The following is an 18,429-nucleotide window of genomic DNA, read 5'->3' on the forward strand; positions in this document are numbered from 1 at the left end:
TTTTTTTTTGTTCCGCGGGGGTTGGGTTCGGCTTTGCTTCACCTTTCCGGGGGGCTGTGGGGGGGGGGGGGCCGCGGGGGGGGGCCCCGCCACCGTCGGATCAGAGGACGATCTGGTGCACCCGGTCGTCCCCGCCGCGCACCGCCAGCCAGGCGCTGCCGTTGGCGCCCGCGGCGGCCCCCGGGGCGCCCCGGAACGCGTCGGTGGCGAACTCGCCACGACGGAACCAGCCGCCCCACGCCCCGTCGGTCAGGTTGCGCTGCCAGAGCCGGTTGTCGGCGGCCAGCGCGAACAGATAGACCCGCCCGGAGGTGGCGAGCAGCGTCGGGCTGCCGCTGGTGGTGCCGCCGAGGTTGGTCCAGGCCGACCAGGTGGCGCCGGTCCGGCTGCGCCACCACACCTCGTCGGTACGGCTGCGCACGGCCACGTGCAGCACGCCCGCGTCGTCGACGACAGCGCTCGGCCGGCCGTAGACCGGCCGGTCGTCGGGAGCGCCGACGCCGGTCCAGCCGCTGGTCGGGGTACGCGTCCACAGCTTGCCGTCGGCGCCACGGACGACGAGCGTCCACTGTGTCGGGCTGGTCCACGCCACCGTCGGCCCGTCGGTAAGCGTGCCGCCGAGGCTCTGCCACGGCCCCCACGAGCCGCCGACGTAACTACGCTGCCAGGCGGCGTTGTCGGTGCCGCGGACGAACACGTCGATCCGACCGTTGGCCGAGGCGTACGCGGCCGGCTGGCCGAGGATCCGGCCACCGACCGGGCCGCCGAGCGACGTCCACGCGGTCCCCCACGTCGTACCGGAGCGGGTGTTGACGGCCAACGCGCCCTGCGCGTCGCGGACGAAGGCGGTGGCGTGCGTGTCGTCCACCCGCACCAGCGCGGGGCTGGCGCTGGCGGTGCCGCCGAGGTTGGCGCCGGCGACCTGCTCGGTGCCGGCGAGGCCGAGCATGGCCACCCCGTGCGCCGGGACGTCGACGGTGTACGAGCCGGTGAACGGCTGGACGCCAGCGGTGCCGGGCTGGGCGTCCACGTCGGCGCGGGCCCACAGGTCACGGACCCGGACGGCGCCGCCGAGCGCGACATCCGCGAAGGTCACCGTGATCTTCTGGGCGGTGTCGTGCCGGTTGAGCAGCGCGACCGCCCGCTTGCCGGGCCCGGTGAGCACCTTGCTCCACACCTGCGCGTCGGTGCCGGTGTCGGCGACCTTGACGCCCTGTCGGACCAGCGGGTCCTGGTCCACCGCGACGATCTCCGGGTTGGTCAACGCCGAGATCATCTCGTTCGGCAGACCACGCGGGTCGGAGCCGATCACCAGCGGCGCGGCCATGATGGCCCACATGCCGAGCTGCGTCTTGGACTCCTGGAGGCTCAGCTCGTACCCGCCGTCGGGCAGCGGGCGCATCGGCAGCAGGTAGTCCGGGTCGTTGTAGTGCCCCGGCCCGGTGGCCGCCGGGTGGTACGCGTTGACGTCCATGTTGCGCAGCACCCACGGGAACGCCCACTGCGGCGTCGGGTCGGTGAGCCCCACGTCCGTGTACGTCCGCCAGGAGTCGGCGATGGTCGGCGCGTACGTGTAGCTCCAGGTGGAGAGCTGCTCCGGGGTGTAGGGGCCGCCGCCCCAGTCCGAGCTGACCGGGTTGCAGATGTTGAGCAGCATCGGCCGGGGCGACTGGCGTACCGCGTCGGCCAGCTCGCGGAACGTGGCCTCCGGGTCGAGACCGGCGGCCCGGCCACAGAGCCAGTCGGCCTTGATGGCGTCGAAGCCCCAGCCGGCGAACTGGGCGACGTCGGCCCGGTAGTGGCCGTTGCTGCCGAGCCCACACTGCCCCGGCAGGTACGGCCCGGCGTCGGTGTAGATGCCGGCCTTCATGCCCCTGCTGTGGATGTACGCGGCCAGCGCGGCCATCCCGCCCGGGAAGCGGGCCGGGTCGGCGACCAGTTTGCCGGCCTCGTCGCGCGGGGTGGGCGCGGCCCAGTTCCCGTCGATCCAGACGTACGTGTACCCGGCGTCGCGCAGGCCGCTGTTGACCATGTGGTCGGTGACCGACCTGACTTCGGCCTCGGTGGGATCGCCACCGAGGCCGAAGTAGGTGTTCCAGCCCTGGTAGGGCGTCGGGGCGAGCCCACTGTCGAAGAACGTGGGTGCGCCCTGGTCCTCGGTCCCGGCGCTGGCCGGCGTGTGGCCGGGGCGACCGGGACCGTGACCAGCCTGCGGCCGGCCGGCCTGCGAAGGGTCGGCCAGCGGAGAGGTAGCGAGCGAAGAGCCGGCCTGCGGTGGGCCGGCCATGGCCGGCATGGGGCTGGCCAGGCCCAGGCCGAGCACGGCCAGGGCGGCGGTCAGCTGTCGGTTCAGGCGCATGGAGGTACTCCTGTCCCTCGGGGGTGGGGGTGGTGGTGCTCCGAGCTCAGTCGCGGGTCAGCACGATGAGGTCGGCGTCGTGGGTCGCGCTCCACTGCACGGGCAGGCCGACCGCGTCGAGGTGGCTGCCCGAGTAGTGCCGCTCGCCGTCGGAGTAGCGGGCCGCCGGATCGAGGCCGCGCAGCGGCAGCCGCACCGGGCGCGACGGCAGCAGGCCGCCGCCGTCGAGCCGGCCGGTGTGCCAGGCGAGGACGACCACCCGCCGCTGGTCCGGCGCGGTGTACTGCACGGCGCAGCGGGCCTGGTCGGGGCCGCCGATCAGGTGCACCTCGCCGGTCGTGACGACGTCCCGGATCTCCTTGTACCGGGCGATCCAGCCGGCCGCCTCGACCCGCTCGGCGGGGGTCCACGCCCGGATGTCCGCGCCGATGCCGAGCACCCCGGCCATCGCCAGCACGAACCGGAACGCGAGCGTGCGCGGCCGGGGATCGAACAGGCCGGGCGCGTCGGTGACCCAGGAGCTGAGCAGGTGCGGGGCGTTGGCGTGCAGGAAGCCGTACTGGATGGCCAGCCGGTCGAGTGGGCCGGTGTTGTCGCTGGGCCAGAAGACGTCGGCCCGGGCGGCCATCGCCAGGTCGGTCCGCCCGCCGCCACCAGCGCACGCCTCGATCAGCACGCCGGGATGGTCCCGGCGCAGCCGCTCGTAGATCCGGTGCAGGTTGGCGACGTGCGCGCCGTCCAGGTCGAGCGGGCCCACCCCGCCCGGCCGTCCCGGCTCGGTACGCGGACGGTTGAAGTCCCACTTCAGGTAGTCGATGTCGTACCGGCGCAGCAGACCGTCCACAGTGGAGTGCACGAACTCGGCGACCTCCGGCCGGCCCAGGTCGAGCAGGTACTGGTTGCGGACCGGGGTGAGCGGACGACCGTCCACGGCGTACACCCAGTCGGGGTGCTGGGCGTAGAGCGCGGACTTCGGGTTGACGCACTCCGGCTCGACCCAGAGCCCGAAGTTCAGCCCGAGCGCCCGGACCTCGGCGATGAACGCGTCGAACCCGGCCGGGAACTTCGCCGGGTCGGGCGTCCAGTCGCCCAGCCCGGCCGTGTCGTCGTTGCGCCCGACGAACCAGCCGTCGTCCACCACGAACGTCTCCACGCCCAACTCGGCGGCGATCCGGGCGAGCGCCAACTGGCTCTGCGCCTCGACGGCGAAGTAGGTGGCCTCCCACGAGTTGTAGAGCACCGGGCGCGGGGTGAGCCGGTCGGCGGCGAGCAACCGCTGGTGGGTGTGCCAGACCCGGGCCAGCCCGTCCAGGCCGTCCGGGCTGTACGCGCCGGTGACCACCGGCAGCGTCAGCGACTCGCCGGCGGCCAGCTCCAGCGGGCCGTCGACCAGCTGGCGGCCGGCCCGCACCCGGGTCAGCCCTCCGGTGTCCCGCTCGGCGCTGATCTCCCACGACCCGGTCCAGGCCAGTGCCATCCCCCAGGCCGGGCCGGCCGGCTCGGCGGTGTCCCGCACGGCCAGCCAGGGCACGTGCAGATGCCCGGGTACGCCCTGGGAGCTGCCGATGGTGAAGGTGCCGTGGCCCAGCTCGACGTGGGAGAGCTGGAACTCCTGCGCCCACTGCCCCCACTGGTGGCTGAGCAGCGCGCCGTGCGGTGTGGGCACGCAGAAGCCGCCCGACCCGGCGCGGACGACCCGCAGCGGGTTGGTGCCGTCGTTGCTCAGCTCGACCCACCGCTGCACCACGTCGGTGCCGGAGGGCACCCGGTAGTGCACTGTGGCGCGCAGCCCGGTGACCGGGTCGGCGAACCCGACGGCCAGCTCCCGCTGGTCGGCGTCGGCCACCGCTTCGGTGTGGCGAAAGGCCACCCGACGAGCCCCGGCGGAGGTCTCCACCACCAGGTCGGCGCCCGTGAACGGGCGGTCGGCGTCGGTGGCGTACTCGATGGCTGCGGCGTCCCCGGCGGTGAGGAACGGCACCGGGCCGTCGTAGGCGACCGGCGACGGGCCGTCGGAGACGCCGTGCGGCCCCCACGCGACAAGCTCCAGCCAACGGCCGTGCGCGGGCACGGCGACCGTGTACTCGGTGTGCGTGCCGCGCAACGTCCAGCGTTGCCCGGTCGCGGCGGTCACTTGACCGCTCCGAGCGCCAGACCGGAGACGAAGTGCCGCTGGAAGCGCAGGAACACCGCGACGGTGGGGACGGCCGCGATGACCGTGCCGGCGGCGATGACGTTCCAGGACGAGACGAACTGGCCCTGGAGGCCGAGCAGCGCCGGGGTGACCGGCATGTTGTCGTCGGTACGCAGCACGGTGATCGCCCAGAGCAGGTCGTTGAAGATCCAGGTGAAGGAGAGCGCGCCGAGAGCGGCCAGCGCGGGCCGGGTCAGCGGCAGCATCACCTTCGTGAAGATCTGCGCGGTGCCGGCACCGTCGATCGTGGCCGCCTCCTGGATCTCGCCCGGCAGGTCCCGCATGAACCCGTGCAGGACGAACGTGTAGAAGCCGAGCCCGAAGCCGACCTGCACCGCGATCAGCGCCCAGAGCGTGTCGTACAGGCCGGTCAGCTCGCTGAACTTGGCCACCGGGATCAGCAGGATCTGCGGTGGCAGCAGGTTGCCGGCGAGCATCAACAGCAGGATCGTCCGCCGGCCGGGGATCCGGAACCGACTCAGCGCGAACGCGGCCATCGCCGCGAGGCCGAGGCTCAACAGCACCGACGGGACGGTGACCACCATGCTGTTGATCAGGGCCCGCAACTCGCCGCCGTCGGTCCACGCCTGCCGATAGGTGTCCAGGGTGAACGACCGGGGCAGACTGCCCACCCCGTGCGCGGCGATGTCGTCGAACGAGCGGGTGGACATCACCACGACCCAGAGCACCGGCCCGAGCCAGAGCAGCGACAGCAGGATCATGCCGGTGTGGAAGGCCCCGGTGCGCAGCTTGTTCATCACGCTTCCTCCCGGAACGCGCGGACCAGGTAGCCGAGGATGACCGCCAGCGCGAGCACGAAGATCACGACGGCGATCGCGGAGGCGTAGCCCAGCCGCAGGCTCTGGAACGCGGTCGAGTACATGTAGGTGCTCAGCAACTCCGACGAGTGGTACGGGCCGCCCTTGGTGAGCGACCAGACGATGTCGAAGGACCGCAGCGAGTCGATCACGATGACCGAGAGCACCACCGCGTTGACCCCCTTGAGCTGGGGAATTGTCACGTGCCGCAGCCGCTGCCAGGAGTTGGCGCCGTCCATCCGGGCCGCCTCGTGCAGCGCCGGGTCGATGGCCTTGAGCCCGGCCAGGAACAGCACCATGACGTACCCGATCTGCCGCCACAGGGCGGGCAGGATCACCGCGTACAGGGCGGTCTGCGGGTCGGCGAGCCAGGGCCGGATCAGGCTCTCCAGCCCGACGGCCCGCAGCAGCGTGTCGGCGATGCCGTCGGGCTGGTAGAAGACCCGCCAGACCAGCGCGGTCACCACCAGCGAGAACACCACGGGAGTGAACAGCGCGGCCCGGTAGAAGCCGACCCCGCGCCGCTCCTTCTGCAGGACCAGCGCCATGCCGAAGCCGCCGAGCACGGACAGGCCGCCGAAGAGCACCAGCCAGATCACCGTGTTGACCAGCGCGCCCCGGAAGGTGGCGTCGCCGGCCAGCTCGACGTAGTTGTCGGTGCCCACGAAGGAGGGCGGCGACATGCCGTCCCAGCGGGTGAGCGAGAACCAGAAGCCCTGGAGCGCCGGCCAGAACACCCAGATGCTCTCGACCAGGAACGGCACCAGGACGAACGCCACCAGCAGCGGCGACAGTCGCGCCGACCGCCGCCGCCGCCGGATGGGGGTGACCGAAGTCGTGGAGATCGTTGCTGTCACGTCAGCCCTTGAAGACCTTCTCGGCGCCGGCCTGCCACTCCCGCAGGATCGCGTCGATCTGGTCCGGCTTGTCGATGAACTTGGTCAGCGCGGTGTCCGCGGTCGGCTGGAGCGCGTCGCTGGAGTCGCGGTTGAAGAACTGGGTCAGCTCCTTGGCCTCGTCGAGCATCGCCTTGCCCTTGACCACCAGCGGCGAGTCGGACGCCTTGGCCTTCGGGTTGGCCGGCAGGACGATGCCGGAGCTGGCCTTGACGTAGGCCTCCTGCGCCTCGGTCGAGGCCAGGTAGGTGAGCAGGGCCCTGGTGCCGGTCGGGTTGGCGGTCTTCGCGCTGGCGAAGAAGCCGTCCGTCGGCGCCTCCTCGGCCAGTGGGACCGCCGGGTCGATGATCGGGAACCGGAAGAAGTCCAGGTCGCCGAGGGCGTCCTTGGGGGCGGCGTCGGCGAAGAACGTGCCGATCAGGAACATCCCCGTCTTGCCGGCCAGCAGGGCTGTGGTCGCCTCCTGGAACGGGTACGCCTTGCCCTTGGGGTCGAAGTAGGGCAGGGCCTCGCGCCAGCGGGTGAAGACCGCCTTGACCTTCGCGTCGTCGAAGCGCTGCTTGCCGGCGAGCAGCTCGCGGTGGAACTGGGCGCCGTTGATACGGATGTTGAGGTAGTCGAACCAGGCCGAGGCGACCCACGGGGTGTCGCCGAGACCGATGCCGATCGGGGGGACGCCCTTGCTCTTCAACGTCTCGCAGAGAGCCAGGAAATCGGTCCAGGTCTTCGGCTCCTGCACGCCCCACTTGGCGAAGTTGGACTTGCGGTAGAAGAAGCCCCACCAGTAGTTGTTCATCGGCACGAAGATCTGCTTGCCGCTGGCGTCGGTGGAGAGCGTACGCAGCGACTGCGGGTAGTCGCCCAGTGACTTCCAGACGTCGGAGACGTCCAGCAGCAGGTTGCGGCTCGCGTAGTCGTTGGCTACCGAACCGGCGTACCAGGTGTAGAGGTCCGGCGGGTTCGCCGAGGTGAGGTACGTCGGGAGCTGGGTCCGGAAGGTCTCCGAGGCGATCGTGTTGAGGCTCGCCGTGCCCTTGCCCTGCGCGTTGAAGTTCGCGATCAGCTTCTCCATCGCCGCCTTGGCCTGCGGCGAGGAGAGGTTCGACTGGATGGTGACCGCGCCCGAGCCGTTGCCCGCCGCCGGCCCGCTGGCGGAGCTGGCGCACGCGCTGAGGAACGAGCTCGCGCCGAGCGCACCCAGGCCGGCGAGCCCGAGGTGGCCAAGGAATCGCCGGCGACCGGGGTCGAAGTCGCTCACGGTGGTGTCCTTCCTCTACGACACGCAGCGTTACGACGCGATGTGTCGGCCAGGTGAATGTGTGTGACCAGAAGGTTGCATCGGCCGTCGCCGGCTGTCAAGATATCTTCGTAATTAATGATTAGACGAGACCAAGGCGAGGGTCAGGTGGTTCAGCCTATGCGCCGGCTTGAGGGCAAGAACGCGCTGGTCACCGGTGCGATGGGTGGGATCGGCGCGGCCATCGCCCGACGGCTCGCCAGCGAGGGGGCGGCTGTCGCACTGCTCGACGTGGCCGACCCGACCCCGCTGGCCGAGGAACTGGCCGCCCGTGGCGACCGCGCACTGTCCGTAGTGGGCGATGTCAGCGACGAGGCCGACTGGGCAGCTGCGGTGACCGCCGTGCGGGCCGACCTCGGCCCGGTCGACATCCTCGTCAGCACCGCCTACGCCGTGCGGGTCGCCCCGGCCCACGAGACCAGCCGGCAGTCCTGGGACCACCAGCTCGGCGTCAGCCTCACCGGCTCGTTCCTCGGCGTCCGCGCCTGCCTGGACGACCTGCGGGCACGCGCGGGCGCGGTGGTGCTGATCTCCTCGGTGCACGCGCTGGTCGGGTTGCCCGGCCGGCCCGCGTACGCCGCCGCCAAGGGTGGCCTGGTCGCGCTCGGCCGCCAGCTCGCCGTCGAGTACGGCCCGCAGGTGCGGGTCAACACGGTGCTGCCCGGCCCGATCCTCACCGCCGCCTGGGCCGACGTGTCCGAAGAGGACCGTGCGCGCAGCATCGCCGAGACTGTGGCGAAACGCTTCGGCACCCCGGACGAGGTGGCCGCGACCGTCGCCTTCCTCGCCTCGCCGGACGCCGCCTACGTCACCGGCGCGAGCCTCGTGGTGGACGGTGGATGGACCGCGGTGAAAGCCTCGGCCTGAGAGATCGATACCGACCAGCGAGAAGGCCAGGAGAGCATTGGCACAGTACGCACGCCGCGGTGTCCACGGACAGACCGTCGAGGCGATCGCCCGTCGCATCCTCACCGGCGAGATCGCCGCCGGCGCGACCCTGAACATCGTCGCGCTCCAGGAGGAGTTCGACGTCAGCCTGACGGCCCTGCGCGAGGCGCTGAAGGTCCTCTCCGCCAAGGGCATCGTCGACGCCCGACAGAAGCGCGGCACCTTCGTCCGGCCTCGGGCCGACTGGAACCTGCTCGACGGCGACGTGATCCGCTGGCAGTTCGCCGAGGGCGCCGACCAGCGGTTGCTCGACCAGCTCCACGAGGTACGCGCCATCATCGAGCCCGCCGCCGCCCGGCTGGCCGCCAGCCGCGCGACCGAGAACGACGTGGCAGCCCTCGACCAGGCGCTGACCGAGATGGCCGAGGCCGACGGCGACCCCGCCGCCGCCGTCGCCGCCGACCTCGCCTTCCACCGCGCGCTGCTCGCCGCCACCCACAACGAGCTGCTGGAACGCATGGAGGTCGTGATGGAGACGGGTCTCGCCGAACGGGACCGGCTGGTGCACGGCGGCGCCGCGCACGACGACCCGGTGCCGAGTCACCGGGCCGTGGTCGACGCGCTGCGCGAGCGGGACGAGTCGGCGGCCGAGACCGCCATGCGTGAGTTGCTGGACAAGGCCGTCCGCGACGTCGAGAAGGCACGGGGACGAAGGGGCAGTCAGTGAAGATCGAGCGGATCGAGACGTTCCTGGTCGCGCCACGGTGGTTGTTCTGCCGGGTGGAGACCGACGACGGGCTCGTCGGCTGGGGTGAACCCGTCGTCGAGGGCCGCGCCGAGGTGGTGCGCAGCGCGGTCGAGGTGCTCTCCGAATACCTGATCGGTGCGGATCCCCTGCGCATCGAGCAGCACTGGCAGGTGCTCACCAAGGGTGGCTTCTACCGGGGCGGCCCGATCCTCTCCAGCGCGGTCGCCGGCCTCGACCAGGCGCTGTGGGACATCGCCGGGCAGGCGTACGGCGCTCCGGTGCACGCCCTGCTCGGCGGCCCCGTCCGGGAGAAGGTGCGGATCTACTCCTGGATCGGCGGGGACGAGCCCGACGAGGTCGCCGACCACGCCGCCGCGCAGGTCGCCGCCGGCCTCACCGGGGTCAAGATGAACGCCTGCGGGCGGCTCTCGGCCATCCCCACCTCCGCCGACGTCGACGCGATCATCAACCGGGTCGCCGCCGCCCGGGAGGTGCTCGGCCCCGACCGGGACATCGCCCTCGACTTCCACGGCCGCGCCGGGATGGCCGCCGTACGTCGCGTCCTGCCCGAACTGGCCCCCCTGCGCCCGATGTTCGTGGAGGAGCCGGTCCTGCCCGACCAGGCCCACCACCTGCGCGACATCGTGGCCGGCACGCCGATCCCGGTGGCCACCGGTGAACGCCTGTACGGCCGATCCGAGTTCCTCACCCCGTTGCAGGCCGGGGTCGCCGTGGTCCAGCCGGACCTGTCGCACGCCGGTGGGATCTCCGAGGTCCGCCGGATCGCCGCGCTGGCCGAGACGTACGGCGCGCTGCTCGCCCCGCACTGTCCGCTCGGCCCGATCTCGCTGGCGGCCAGCCTCCAGGTGGCCTTCGCGACACCGAACTTCCTCATCCAGGAACAGAGCATCGGCATCCACTACAACGTGGGTTCCGAACTGCTGGACTACCTCGTCGACCGGGAGCCGTTCCGGTTCGTCGACGGGCACATCGCCCGCTTCGACCGGCCCGGCCTGGGCATCACCGTGGACGAGGCGGCGGTCCGCAAGGCCGCGCAGACCCCGCACACCTGGCGCAACCCGGTCTGGCAGCACGCCGACGGATCGTTCGCGGAATGGTGACCCGGTCGGTCCCGCTGCGCGTGGAGTACGACGCGGCGCACGGCGGCCGGTGGACCAGCCTGCGCGGCGGCGACCGGCAGTGGCTGTGGCGGGGCCCGGAGCCGGGCCGCCACGAGGTCCGCCCCGGCGACGCGTTCGTCGACGCCGGCGGGCTGGAGGAGTGCCTGCCCACCGTGCGCGGCGAGCCCGACCACGGCGAGGTCTGGTCCCGCCCGTGGCGAACCGTCGGCCCCGACACCGTGGTCATCGAACGGCCGACGTTCACGCTGAGCCGGCGGCTCACCGACGACGGTGGCGTGGTGGTGGCCGACTACCGCCTGACCGCCGACCCCGGTTACCGCTTCGTGTGGGCCGCGCACGCCCTGCTCGGCCTCTCCCCCGACGCCTACCTCGACGCGCCCGCCGGCACGCCCACCCGGCTGCACCCGGAGGCGGCCGCACTCCTGCCGCCGGGCACCTGGCCCACCGACGCCCCGTGGCTCACCGGGCCGTGGCCCACTCCCGCCGGGCTGACGCTGGACACCTTCGGCGCGGACGACGGCACGGCCGTCGGCGCGGTGCTGCTCGACTGCCCACGGGTCCAGGTGATCGACGGCGACGACCGGCTGAGGATGGAGCTGGAGTGCGACGGCCAGCCCCGCAGCACCGCGCTCTGGCGCAACCTGGGCGGCTGGCCGCAGGACTGCCCCTACCGCAGCATCGGCGTCGAGCCGATGCTCGGCAGCGCCTTCGACCTGGCCGACGCCGGTCCGGCCGACGCGGCGGTCGTCCCACCCGCTGGCGAGGTCGCCTGGCGACTCACCATCTTCGCCCACCGCATCCACTGAGGACATTCGCGATGAACCTGCTCGACGAGCTGCGTACCCACCGGTTGCTGGCCATCGTGCGCGGCCCGGACCCGGCCGCGGCGCTGACCGCCGTGCTCACCCTGGCCGAGAGCGGCGTCGCCCTGGTCGAGGTCTCGCTGACCGGCGCCGACGCGCTCGGCATCATCCGACGCGCCCGGGCCGCCCTCGGGCCCGACTTCGGCCTGGGCGCGGGCACCGTGGTCAGCGCGGACGACGCCCGGGCGGCCGCCGAGGCCGGCGCCGGCTTCCTCGTCACCCCTGCGGTGGCACCGAGCGTCACCGAGGCCGCCCGACTCGGGCTGCCGGTGCTCGCCGGGGCGCTCACCCCCACCGAGGTCGTGCAGGCCGACAGCGCCGGCGCCACAGCCGTCAAGCTCTTCCCGGCGTCCCACGGTGGGCCCGACTACCTGGGCGCGCTGCGCGACCCCTTCCCCGGCACCGCGTTCGTGCCGGTCGGTGGGGTCGACGCCGACGGCGCGCGACGCTACCTCGACCGGGGGGCCGTGGCGGTGGGCGTCGGCTCACCGCTGCTCGGCGACGCCGTCCGCGGCGGTGACCCGGCGGCGCTGCGCGAGCGTGCCGCCGCCTTCCTCGCGGCGGTACGGCAATGACCGACCTGCTCACGCTCGGCGAGACGATGGCGGCCTTTCGCACCACCGGCCCGCTGCGGCTGGGCGGCACCGCCGGGATCTCCGTCGCCGGGAGTGAGTCGACGGTGGCCATCGGGCTGGCCCGGCTCGGTCACCGAGCCGCCTGGATCGGTGTCACCGGCGCCGACGAACCGGGCGAGCTGGTCCGCCGGACGCTGCGCGCCGAGGGCGTCGACCTGACCTGGTCCCGCGTCGACCCGGCCGCGCCGACCGGGCTGATCCTCTTCGAGAACCGCGTCGCCGACATCAACCGGGTCACCTACCACCGCGCCGGCTCGGCCGGCTCCCGGCTGGGCCCGGCCGACGTCACGCGCGCCTTCGACGCGCCGGGGCCGCCGCCCCGGCTGCTGCACGTCACAGGCATCACCTGCGCGCTGGGCGCCGGGCCGTACCAGGCGGTCGTGGCGGCCGTACGCCTGGCGCGCGCGGCGGGCAGCACCGTCTGCCTGGACGTCAACCATCGCAGCCGGCTCTGGTCCACAGGTGAGGCTGCGGCGGCGCTGCGACAGCTGCTGCCCTCGATCGACCTGGTCGTCGCCTCCGACGACGAACTGCCGGTGCTGACCGACGCGTCCGACCCGGTCCCGGCGCTACTGTCGGCCGGCGTGAGCGAGGTCGTCGTCAAGCACGGCGGCGACGGAGCGACAAGCCACCGCGCGACCGGCTCGATCCACCGGCCGGCCCGGACGGTGCCGGTGGTGGACACCGTCGGCGCGGGCGACGCCTTCGTGGCGGGCCTGCTCTCCGGTTGGCTGGACGGCGCGGACGCCTCGGCCCGGCTGGACCGGGCGGTCACCACCGGCGCGTTCGCCGTCGCCACCAGGGGCGACTGGGAGGGCCTGCCCGACCGGGCCGAGCTGGGGCTGCTCGACCACGGCCCCGGCGGTACGGTCCGCTGACGATCCCCGTTAAGGAGCACCATGGAGCTGACCGAGCCGACCGTCTGGAGCACCGACCGGCTGGAGTTGGGTGAGGGCCTGCGCTGGGTCGACGACCGGCTGGTCCTGGTCGACCTGCTGGCCGGACGACTGTTGGAGACTGACGGCGACGCTCCGACCCCGCTGCGGGAGCTGCGCCGCCTCGACGTGCCGCTCGGCGCGGTCGCCCCGGTGGTCGACCGACCTGGCGAATGGCTGGCCGCCGCCGGGACCGGCGTCACAGTGCTGCCCGCCAGCGGCGACCCCCGACCGGTGGCCGAGCTGGTGGACGACGCGCCCGAGCCGACCCGGATGAACGACGCGGTCGCCGACCCGCACGGCCGCTTCTGGGCCGGGAGCATGACGTACGCGATGGTGCCCGGCGGTGGCACGTTGTACCGCCTCACCCCGGGCGCCGCGCCGGTCCCCGCGGTGACCGGGCTGACCATCCCGAACGGGCCGGCGTTCGACGCGGCCGGCACCACCATGTACCTGGCCGACACCCCGCGCGGCGAGATCGACAGGTTCACCGTCGATCCGGCCACCGGTGCCCTGCACGGGCGCGAGCCGTTCCTGCGGCTGTCCTCCGCCGACGGCGGCCCGGACGGCATGACGCTCGACGCGGCCGGCCACCTCTGGATCGCGCTGTGGGGCGGCTCGGCGGTACGCCGCTACCGGCCCGACGGCACCCTCGACACGGAGATCCGACTGCCGGTCCGGCAGCCGGCCGGCATCTGCCTGGGCGGCCCCGACCTGCGGCGACTCTTCATCGGCACCGCCCGGGTGGGGCTGGACGCGGCGGGCCCGCAGGACGGCGCGCTGCTCGCGGTGGACGTCGAGGTCCCCGGTCTGCCCGCCGCGAGGGCCGGCGCACCAGTGAGCTGATCGGAGGCATATCGGACGCCCGGGCGGGAAGAACCGCACCCGAGTGCGGTAACAGCCGACGGGTGGGGAGCGAGCCGATGAGCAGCGCTGGGTGGACGTCATGAACGGGCCGGTCGGCGACGAGCCGCTCGGCGAGCTGGAGCTGGTGCACACGTTCACCGGCCCGATGCCGACCGGGGTGAGCGTCTCGCACCGGGGTCGGATCTTCGTCAACTTCCCGAAGTGGGGTGACGAGGTGCCGGCCACCGTCGTCGAGCTGCGCGACGGCCGGGAGGCGCCCTACCCCGACCAGGCGTGGAACGACCCGTCCGGCGACGACGACGCGGGCGCGTTCGTCTCGGTGCAGAGCATCGTGGTGGACCCGGCCGACCGGCTCTGGGTGCTGGACACCGGCAGCCCGATGTTGCAGCCGACCAAGCCGGGCGGGCCGAAGCTGGTCCGGATCGACCTGGACACCGACACGGTCGCCCAGGTGATCACCTTCCCGGCGGACGTGGCGCTGCCGACGACGTACCTCAACGACGTCCGCTTCGACCTGCGCCGGGGCGAGGCGGGGGTCGCCTACATCACCGACTCCGCGTTCGCCGGGCCGAACGGGATCATCGTGGTGGACCTGGCCAGCGGGGCCTCCTGGCGGAGGCTGCACGACCACCCGTCCACCAAGGCGGAGCCGCTGACGTCGTTCCGCCCGGTGGTCGAGGGCCGGCCGTTCCTGGAGCGGCCGGCCGACGGGCCACCGAAGCCGGTGGGCATGGGCTCCGACGGCATCGCCATCTCCGCCGACGGCACCCGGCTCTACTACTGCCCGTTGGCGTCCCGGCGCCTGCACAGCGTCTCCACCGAGGCGCTGGCCGACCCGAGCGCCACCCAGGAGGCGGTCGCCGCGACAGTCGTCGACGAGGGCGACAAGGGCAGCGCCTCGGACGGCTTGGAGACCGACGACGCGGGGCGGCTCTACCTCACCGCGTACGAGCAGAACGCGGTGCTGCGTCGACTGCCGGACGGCGCGTACGAGACGCTGGTGCACGACCCGCGACTGCTCTGGCCGGACACCATGTCGGTGGCCACCGACGGGTACCTCTACGTCACCGCCAACCAGCTGCACCGGCAGCCGCAGTACCAGCGCGGCCAGGACCTGCGACGCAAGCCGTACGCCCTGTTCCGCACCCGCATCGACGCCGGCCCGGTGCTGCTGCGCCGCGGGTAGGCATGCCCGCCCGGGCGGCGGGTAGGCCGCCTGGTGGCCGACTGGCAAGAGGTGCCTGGTGGCCGACTGGCAAGAGGTGTTCGTCCCGGACACCCCGCTGTTGGAGATCGTGGTCCGCGGCAGCGTCATGTACCTCGCGCTGTTCATCCTCCTGCGGGTCATCCTCAAGCGGGAGAGCGGCACCACAGGCGTCACCGACCTGCTGGTCATCGTGCTGCTCGCGGACGCCGCGCAGAACGGCATGTCCGGCGGCTACCACTCGGTCACCGACGGGGTGCTGCTGGTCGGCGTGATCATCGGTTGGTCGTACCTGCTGAACGCCGTCGCCTACCGCTGGCAGGCCGCCGCCCGGCTGATCCGGCCCGGGTCGCTGGTGCTGGTGCGGGACGGGGAGGTGGTCCGGGCCAACATGCGCCGCGAGCTGATCACCAACGAGGAGCTGCACACCCTGCTGCGACAGCAGGGTGTCGCCGACCTCTCCCACGTCCGCGAGGTGCGGATGGAGCCCGACGGCCGGTTCAGCGTCACGACGCGTACGCCCGGCCGGCCGCGCGACGACCTCGACGGGCGCGGCTGACCGGGGCGCAGCGCGACGTCTGCGTCAGCTCGCCGGCAGGGTGCGGTCCAGCAGGTCGAACAGGGCCGCCCAGTGGCGCTCGGTGGCCTGCTCGTCGTACGCCGGGGTGTCGGCCATGGTGTAGCCGTGGTGCGCGCCCGCGTACACCTCGGAGCGGTAGCGCACCCCGGCGGCGTCGAGCGCCTTCTCCAGCGTGGCGATCTGCTCGGGCGTCATCGACTGGTCGGCGTCCGCGTGGCCGAAGTACACCTCGCCGGTGATCGAGCCGACGCCACGGTGGGGGCTGTCCGGCGCGTCGGTGACGATCCGCCCGCCGTGGAAGCTGGCCATCGCGGCGATCCGGTCCGGGTGCGCCTCGATGGCCCGGAGCGCGTTGGTGCCGCCCATGCAGTAGCCGGTGATCGCGACCGGGCCCGGCCGCACGTCGTCGCGGGCCGCCAGGAAGTCGAGGTACGCGGCGGTGTCCCGGCTGATCACCTCGGGGGTCAACGCGCCGATCAGCGGCATGATCTTCTCGAAGATCGCGCCGCGCTGGTCGGCATCGCCGAGTCGGGACAGGTCGAACAGGGGTGCCCGGCCGGCCCGGTAGAACAGGTGGGGCGTCAGCACCAGGTAGCCGCGTTCGGCGATCCGCTCGGCCATCTCCGCGAGGCGGGGCCGAGGCCCGAAGGCATCCATGAACAGCAGCACCGCCGGGAACGGGCCGTCCCCGTCCGGTCGGGTGAGGCTTGCGTCCGCGATCCCGTCGCCGGTCGAGATGTCCACCGTCGTCGTCTGCATCGAGCCTCCTCGTACGCCGATCTTGGTCCGTTCGGAACGTTACTCGCCACGCCGGCGTGCCCGACACCGGTCCGCCAGCCAGGGACCGCCGATCCCTGGACAAGGTCACCCTGGGCGCCGGGCGACGATCGACCCAGGGTTGTGCGTGACCGATGAAGGACACCGTCGACCTGGAGGTTGTCGTGCTCGACGAGACAGTTGGGGACCTGACCGGGAAGCTCGCCGTGGTGACCGGCGGCAGTGACGGGCTGGGCCTCGGCCTGGCCACCCGGCTGGCCCGAGCCGGCGCGGAGGTGGTGCTGCCGGTCCGCAACCCGGCCAAGGGCGACGCCGCACTGGAGGCCGTACGGGCCGCCGTGCCGGACGCCACCGTGTCGACCCGGAAGCTGGACCTCGCCTCACTGGACTCGGTGGCCGCGCTGGCCGACGCGCTGCTCGGCGAGGGGCGGCCGATCCACATTCTGATCAACAACGCGGGTGTCATGGCGCCGCCCACCCGACACACCACGGCGGACGGCTTCGAGCTGCAGTTCGGCACCAATCATCTCGGCCACTTCGCGTTGACCGGGCGGCTCATGCCGCTGCTGACGGCCGGGCGGGCCCGGATCACCACCATGTCGAGCAGCGCCGCCCGCTCCGGTCGCCTGGACTGGGACGACCTGCAGAGCACCCACCGTTACGGCGCGGTCCGCTCGTACAACGCCTCGAAGCTGGCCGCGCTGCACTTCGGGCTGGAACTCGAGCGTCGCGGTCGAGCCGGCGGCTGGGGCATCGTCAGCAACGTCGCCCACCCCGGCACCACCATGACCAACCTGTACGCGTCCGGCCCCAACCTGGGCCGCAGCAGGCCCTCACCGCACCACGCCGTCATGAAACGGTTGAACCGTTGGGGTCTCCTGGTGCACTCGGTGGACGCGGGGCTGCGGCCCGCCCTCTACGCGGCGACCAGTCCGCTGGCGCAGGGTGGCCGGTTCTACGGTCCGGACGGCCTGGGGCAGTTCACCGGTGCGCCGACCGAGTTGGCCGTCTACCGCTCGGCGCGCAGCACGCAGGACGCGGCCCGCCTCTGGGCCGTCTCCGAACAGCTGGTGGGCGTGCGGTTCCCCGCCAACTGAACGGGGTCCGGGCGTGTGAAGGCGGCGTCAAGAATTGGCGGTGGCCCGTCGAAACGGCGTATCGACGGGCGCTGCGCCACGGTCCGGCGGACACGATGGGCCCATGAGTCCTTGGCGGATGACACGCTGGGAACGCGGGAACCTGCCACCCCGCACCGACGACAGCTTCGCTGAGCCCGCGACCGGGCCGGCCGAGCCCGAACGACGACACGAAGCGCTGGTCAGCGTCCGACTCGGCCCGTCCGCCCCCGGCAGTCACCTGGTGGAATACCTCCGGCACGAGCCGTGCGCCGTCGCAGCGTGGTGGATCGCCGCCGACGTCGACGCGGTGGTGCGGCTCTCGGCGGACAGCATGACGGTGCTGCACCGCGCGGTGGCCGACCTGCGCCGCCGCGCCGGGGTCGAGGTGGTGGTGGCGCACTCCATCCTGCGCGCGCTCGACCTGGCCGCGCCGCCGGGTCGAAGTACCCCGGACGACGCCCCGGCGTGGATCGCATCCGCCGCATGAGCCGCGACTCCGTTGCCCGACGAGCCGTGCCGGGCGCACGAGTGGAAGAGATCACCGCGACCGGGCACGCGGTGCCGAGAACCTACGCCGTTCCGGTACGGGAGCTGCCGGGACGGATGATCGGCACGGTGCGGACCGGCCGGTCGCCACAGGGACAGCGGGTGGGCATCGCGTTCACCCGACCCGAGCTGCTGGTCGCCGCGATGGGAGCGGACCAGCCGTGGGAGACGCTCTGCGAGTCGGCACTACGCGGCATGCTGCGCCCGCTCGGCATCGACCGGATCCAGGTCGACCCGCTGCTGGTGGCACCGGCGCTCGACCCCGGGGTCGGCGACCGGGCGGCACCCACCGCGCCGGCGGTCCTCGTCGGCACGCCGCCCGGGGAGGACCCGACCGCACCTCCCGCTCAGGCCGGCACGAAGCGCACCGCGTCGGCGACCACGTAGCCGTCGGTGTTCTCCGTACGGATGAGCACGCTCCCGTCGCTGCCCGCCGTGAACGGGTACGTCCCCAGCGGCACCCAGGCGGGCTCCATCAGGGGTAACCGGAGGGGGACGGTTACAGAAGCACGCCGCTGCCGCTGCGGTACGAAATTCTTCAATCTCCGCCGGCGGGTGTCGA

Annotated in this window: 19 protein-coding genes; 12 read left to right on the forward strand and 7 right to left on the reverse strand. The window is 72.8% G+C overall.

What is annotated here, in order from left to right; all coding sequences use genetic code 11:
• Positions 1–100: 100 nt before the first annotated feature.
• The 5 genes from ACLQ27_RS29600 to ACLQ27_RS29620 are packed head-to-tail and all read right to left on the reverse strand — an operon-like array spanning position 101 to position 7,525.
• Complete coding sequence (locus ACLQ27_RS29600) at positions 101–2,359, reverse strand: glycoside hydrolase family 27 protein (protein WP_425869805.1); 2,259 nt, start codon at positions 2,357–2,359, stop codon at positions 101–103.
• Positions 2,360–2,405: 46 nt separating this feature from the next.
• Complete coding sequence (locus ACLQ27_RS29605; RefSeq protein ID WP_425869807.1) at positions 2,406–4,493, reverse strand: alpha-galactosidase; 2,088 nt, start codon at positions 4,491–4,493, stop codon at positions 2,406–2,408.
• Positions 4,490–5,311, reverse strand: coding sequence for a carbohydrate ABC transporter permease (locus ACLQ27_RS29610; protein WP_234586631.1), 822 nt, complete (start codon positions 5,309–5,311; stop codon positions 4,490–4,492). Before ACLQ27_RS29610 ends, ACLQ27_RS29605 begins: the two co-directional genes overlap by 4 nt.
• On the reverse strand, positions 5,311–6,228 hold the full coding sequence (locus ACLQ27_RS29615) for a carbohydrate ABC transporter permease (protein ID WP_357573440.1): 918 nt from the start codon (positions 6,226–6,228) through the stop codon (positions 5,311–5,313). Before ACLQ27_RS29615 ends, ACLQ27_RS29610 begins: the two co-directional genes overlap by 1 nt.
• Before the next feature lies 1 nt (position 6,229).
• Positions 6,230–7,525, reverse strand: coding sequence for an ABC transporter substrate-binding protein (locus ACLQ27_RS29620; protein WP_357490867.1), 1,296 nt, complete (start codon positions 7,523–7,525; stop codon positions 6,230–6,232).
• Positions 7,526–7,684: 159 nt separating this feature from the next.
• Here ACLQ27_RS29620 and ACLQ27_RS29625 point away from each other — a divergent pair, with 159 nt between their 5' ends.
• The 9 genes from ACLQ27_RS29625 (at position 7,685) to ACLQ27_RS29665 (ending at position 15,405) form a co-directional block, all read left to right on the forward strand.
• The gene (locus tag ACLQ27_RS29625) at positions 7,685–8,431 is read left to right on the forward strand and encodes an SDR family NAD(P)-dependent oxidoreductase (protein WP_357490869.1); all 747 of its coding nucleotides are present in this window, start codon (positions 7,685–7,687) and stop codon (positions 8,429–8,431) included.
• Positions 8,432–8,468: 37 nt separating this feature from the next.
• Complete coding sequence (locus ACLQ27_RS29630) at positions 8,469–9,179, forward strand: FadR/GntR family transcriptional regulator (RefSeq protein WP_425869810.1); 711 nt, start codon at positions 8,469–8,471, stop codon at positions 9,177–9,179.
• Positions 9,176–10,321, forward strand: a complete 1,146-nt coding sequence (dgoD, locus tag ACLQ27_RS29635; protein WP_425869812.1) for a galactonate dehydratase — start codon at positions 9,176–9,178, stop codon at positions 10,319–10,321. The genes ACLQ27_RS29630 and dgoD overlap by 4 nt, the downstream gene beginning before the upstream one ends.
• Positions 10,315–11,148: a hypothetical protein gene (locus tag ACLQ27_RS29640; RefSeq protein WP_425869814.1), complete on the forward strand. Its 834-nt coding sequence runs from the start codon at positions 10,315–10,317 to the stop codon at positions 11,146–11,148. The genes dgoD and ACLQ27_RS29640 overlap by 7 nt, the downstream gene beginning before the upstream one ends.
• A gap of 11 nt (positions 11,149–11,159) precedes the next feature.
• The gene (locus ACLQ27_RS29645) at positions 11,160–11,780 is read left to right on the forward strand and encodes a bifunctional 4-hydroxy-2-oxoglutarate aldolase/2-dehydro-3-deoxy-phosphogluconate aldolase (protein WP_425869816.1); all 621 of its coding nucleotides are present in this window, start codon (positions 11,160–11,162) and stop codon (positions 11,778–11,780) included.
• On the forward strand, positions 11,777–12,718 hold the full coding sequence (locus tag ACLQ27_RS29650; RefSeq protein ID WP_357490876.1) for a sugar kinase: 942 nt from the start codon (positions 11,777–11,779) through the stop codon (positions 12,716–12,718). Before ACLQ27_RS29645 ends, ACLQ27_RS29650 begins: the two co-directional genes overlap by 4 nt.
• Positions 12,719–12,739: 21 nt before the next feature.
• A complete protein-coding gene (locus ACLQ27_RS29655; RefSeq protein WP_425869818.1) occupies positions 12,740–13,621 on the forward strand; it encodes an SMP-30/gluconolactonase/LRE family protein in 882 nt (293 codons plus the stop codon).
• Positions 13,622–13,721: 100 nt separating this feature from the next.
• On the forward strand, positions 13,722–14,828 hold the full coding sequence (locus ACLQ27_RS29660; RefSeq protein ID WP_425869886.1) for an L-dopachrome tautomerase-related protein: 1,107 nt from the start codon (positions 13,722–13,724) through the stop codon (positions 14,826–14,828).
• Positions 14,829–14,886: 58 nt separating this feature from the next.
• Positions 14,887–15,405: a DUF421 domain-containing protein gene (locus tag ACLQ27_RS29665; protein ID WP_425869820.1), complete on the forward strand. Its 519-nt coding sequence runs from the start codon at positions 14,887–14,889 to the stop codon at positions 15,403–15,405.
• A gap of 24 nt (positions 15,406–15,429) precedes the next feature.
• Here the strand turns inward: ACLQ27_RS29665 and ACLQ27_RS29670 are convergent, their stop codons facing one another.
• A complete protein-coding gene (locus ACLQ27_RS29670) occupies positions 15,430–16,185 on the reverse strand; it encodes a dienelactone hydrolase family protein (RefSeq protein WP_425869822.1) in 756 nt (251 codons plus the stop codon).
• A gap of 152 nt (positions 16,186–16,337) precedes the next feature.
• Between ACLQ27_RS29670 and ACLQ27_RS29675 the strand changes: the two genes are divergently transcribed.
• The 3 genes from ACLQ27_RS29675 to ACLQ27_RS29685 all read left to right on the forward strand — a co-directional run bounded on the left by ACLQ27_RS29675 (position 16,338) and on the right by ACLQ27_RS29685 (position 18,254).
• Positions 16,338–17,300 carry an SDR family oxidoreductase gene (locus ACLQ27_RS29675; protein WP_425869824.1) on the forward strand — a complete coding sequence of 321 codons (963 nt, stop codon included), beginning with the start codon at positions 16,338–16,340 and terminating at the stop codon, positions 17,298–17,300.
• Positions 17,301–17,403: 103 nt separating this feature from the next.
• Positions 17,404–17,808 carry a hypothetical protein gene (locus ACLQ27_RS29680; RefSeq protein ID WP_357573448.1) on the forward strand — a complete coding sequence of 135 codons (405 nt, stop codon included), beginning with the start codon at positions 17,404–17,406 and terminating at the stop codon, positions 17,806–17,808.
• Positions 17,805–18,254, forward strand: coding sequence for an SAV_915 family protein (locus ACLQ27_RS29685; protein ID WP_425869827.1), 450 nt, complete (start codon positions 17,805–17,807; stop codon positions 18,252–18,254). Before ACLQ27_RS29680 ends, ACLQ27_RS29685 begins: the two co-directional genes overlap by 4 nt.
• Here ACLQ27_RS29685 and ACLQ27_RS29690 read toward each other — a convergent pair.
• Positions 18,215–18,343, reverse strand: a complete 129-nt coding sequence (locus ACLQ27_RS29690; protein ID WP_357490883.1) for a hypothetical protein — start codon at positions 18,341–18,343, stop codon at positions 18,215–18,217. The two genes, ACLQ27_RS29685 and ACLQ27_RS29690, sit on opposite strands and share 40 nt — an antisense overlap.
• Positions 18,344–18,429: the final 86 nt, after the last annotated feature.

Origin of the sequence: Micromonospora sp. DT63 (genome assembly GCF_049841615.1) — a bacterium.
Taxonomy (GTDB): domain Bacteria; phylum Actinomycetota; class Actinomycetes; order Mycobacteriales; family Micromonosporaceae; genus Micromonospora.

Coding starts and splice junctions, on each gene's coding strand:
- ACLQ27_RS29655 (WP_425869818.1), top strand. CDS start 12,740: ATGGAGCTGACCGAGCCGACCGTCTGGAGCACCGACCGGCTGGAGTTG.
- ACLQ27_RS29675 (WP_425869824.1), top strand. CDS start 16,338: ATGAAGGACACCGTCGACCTGGAGGTTGTCGTGCTCGACGAGACAGTT.
- ACLQ27_RS29625 (WP_357490869.1), top strand. CDS start 7,685: ATGCGCCGGCTTGAGGGCAAGAACGCGCTGGTCACCGGTGCGATGGGT.
- ACLQ27_RS29670 (WP_425869822.1), bottom strand. CDS start 16,185: ATGCAGACGACGACGGTGGACATCTCGACCGGCGACGGGATCGCGGAC.
- ACLQ27_RS29690 (WP_357490883.1), bottom strand. CDS start 18,343: ATGGAGCCCGCCTGGGTGCCGCTGGGGACGTACCCGTTCACGGCGGGC.
- ACLQ27_RS29610 (WP_234586631.1), bottom strand. CDS start 5,311: ATGAACAAGCTGCGCACCGGGGCCTTCCACACCGGCATGATCCTGCTG.
- ACLQ27_RS29640 (WP_425869814.1), top strand. CDS start 10,315: ATGGTGACCCGGTCGGTCCCGCTGCGCGTGGAGTACGACGCGGCGCAC.
- ACLQ27_RS29600 (WP_425869805.1), bottom strand. CDS start 2,359: ATGCGCCTGAACCGACAGCTGACCGCCGCCCTGGCCGTGCTCGGCCTG.
- ACLQ27_RS29645 (WP_425869816.1), top strand. CDS start 11,160: ATGAACCTGCTCGACGAGCTGCGTACCCACCGGTTGCTGGCCATCGTG.
- ACLQ27_RS29685 (WP_425869827.1), top strand. CDS start 17,805: ATGAGCCGCGACTCCGTTGCCCGACGAGCCGTGCCGGGCGCACGAGTG.
- ACLQ27_RS29660 (WP_425869886.1), top strand. CDS start 13,722: ATGAACGGGCCGGTCGGCGACGAGCCGCTCGGCGAGCTGGAGCTGGTG.
- ACLQ27_RS29650 (WP_357490876.1), top strand. CDS start 11,777: ATGACCGACCTGCTCACGCTCGGCGAGACGATGGCGGCCTTTCGCACC.
- ACLQ27_RS29680 (WP_357573448.1), top strand. CDS start 17,404: ATGAGTCCTTGGCGGATGACACGCTGGGAACGCGGGAACCTGCCACCC.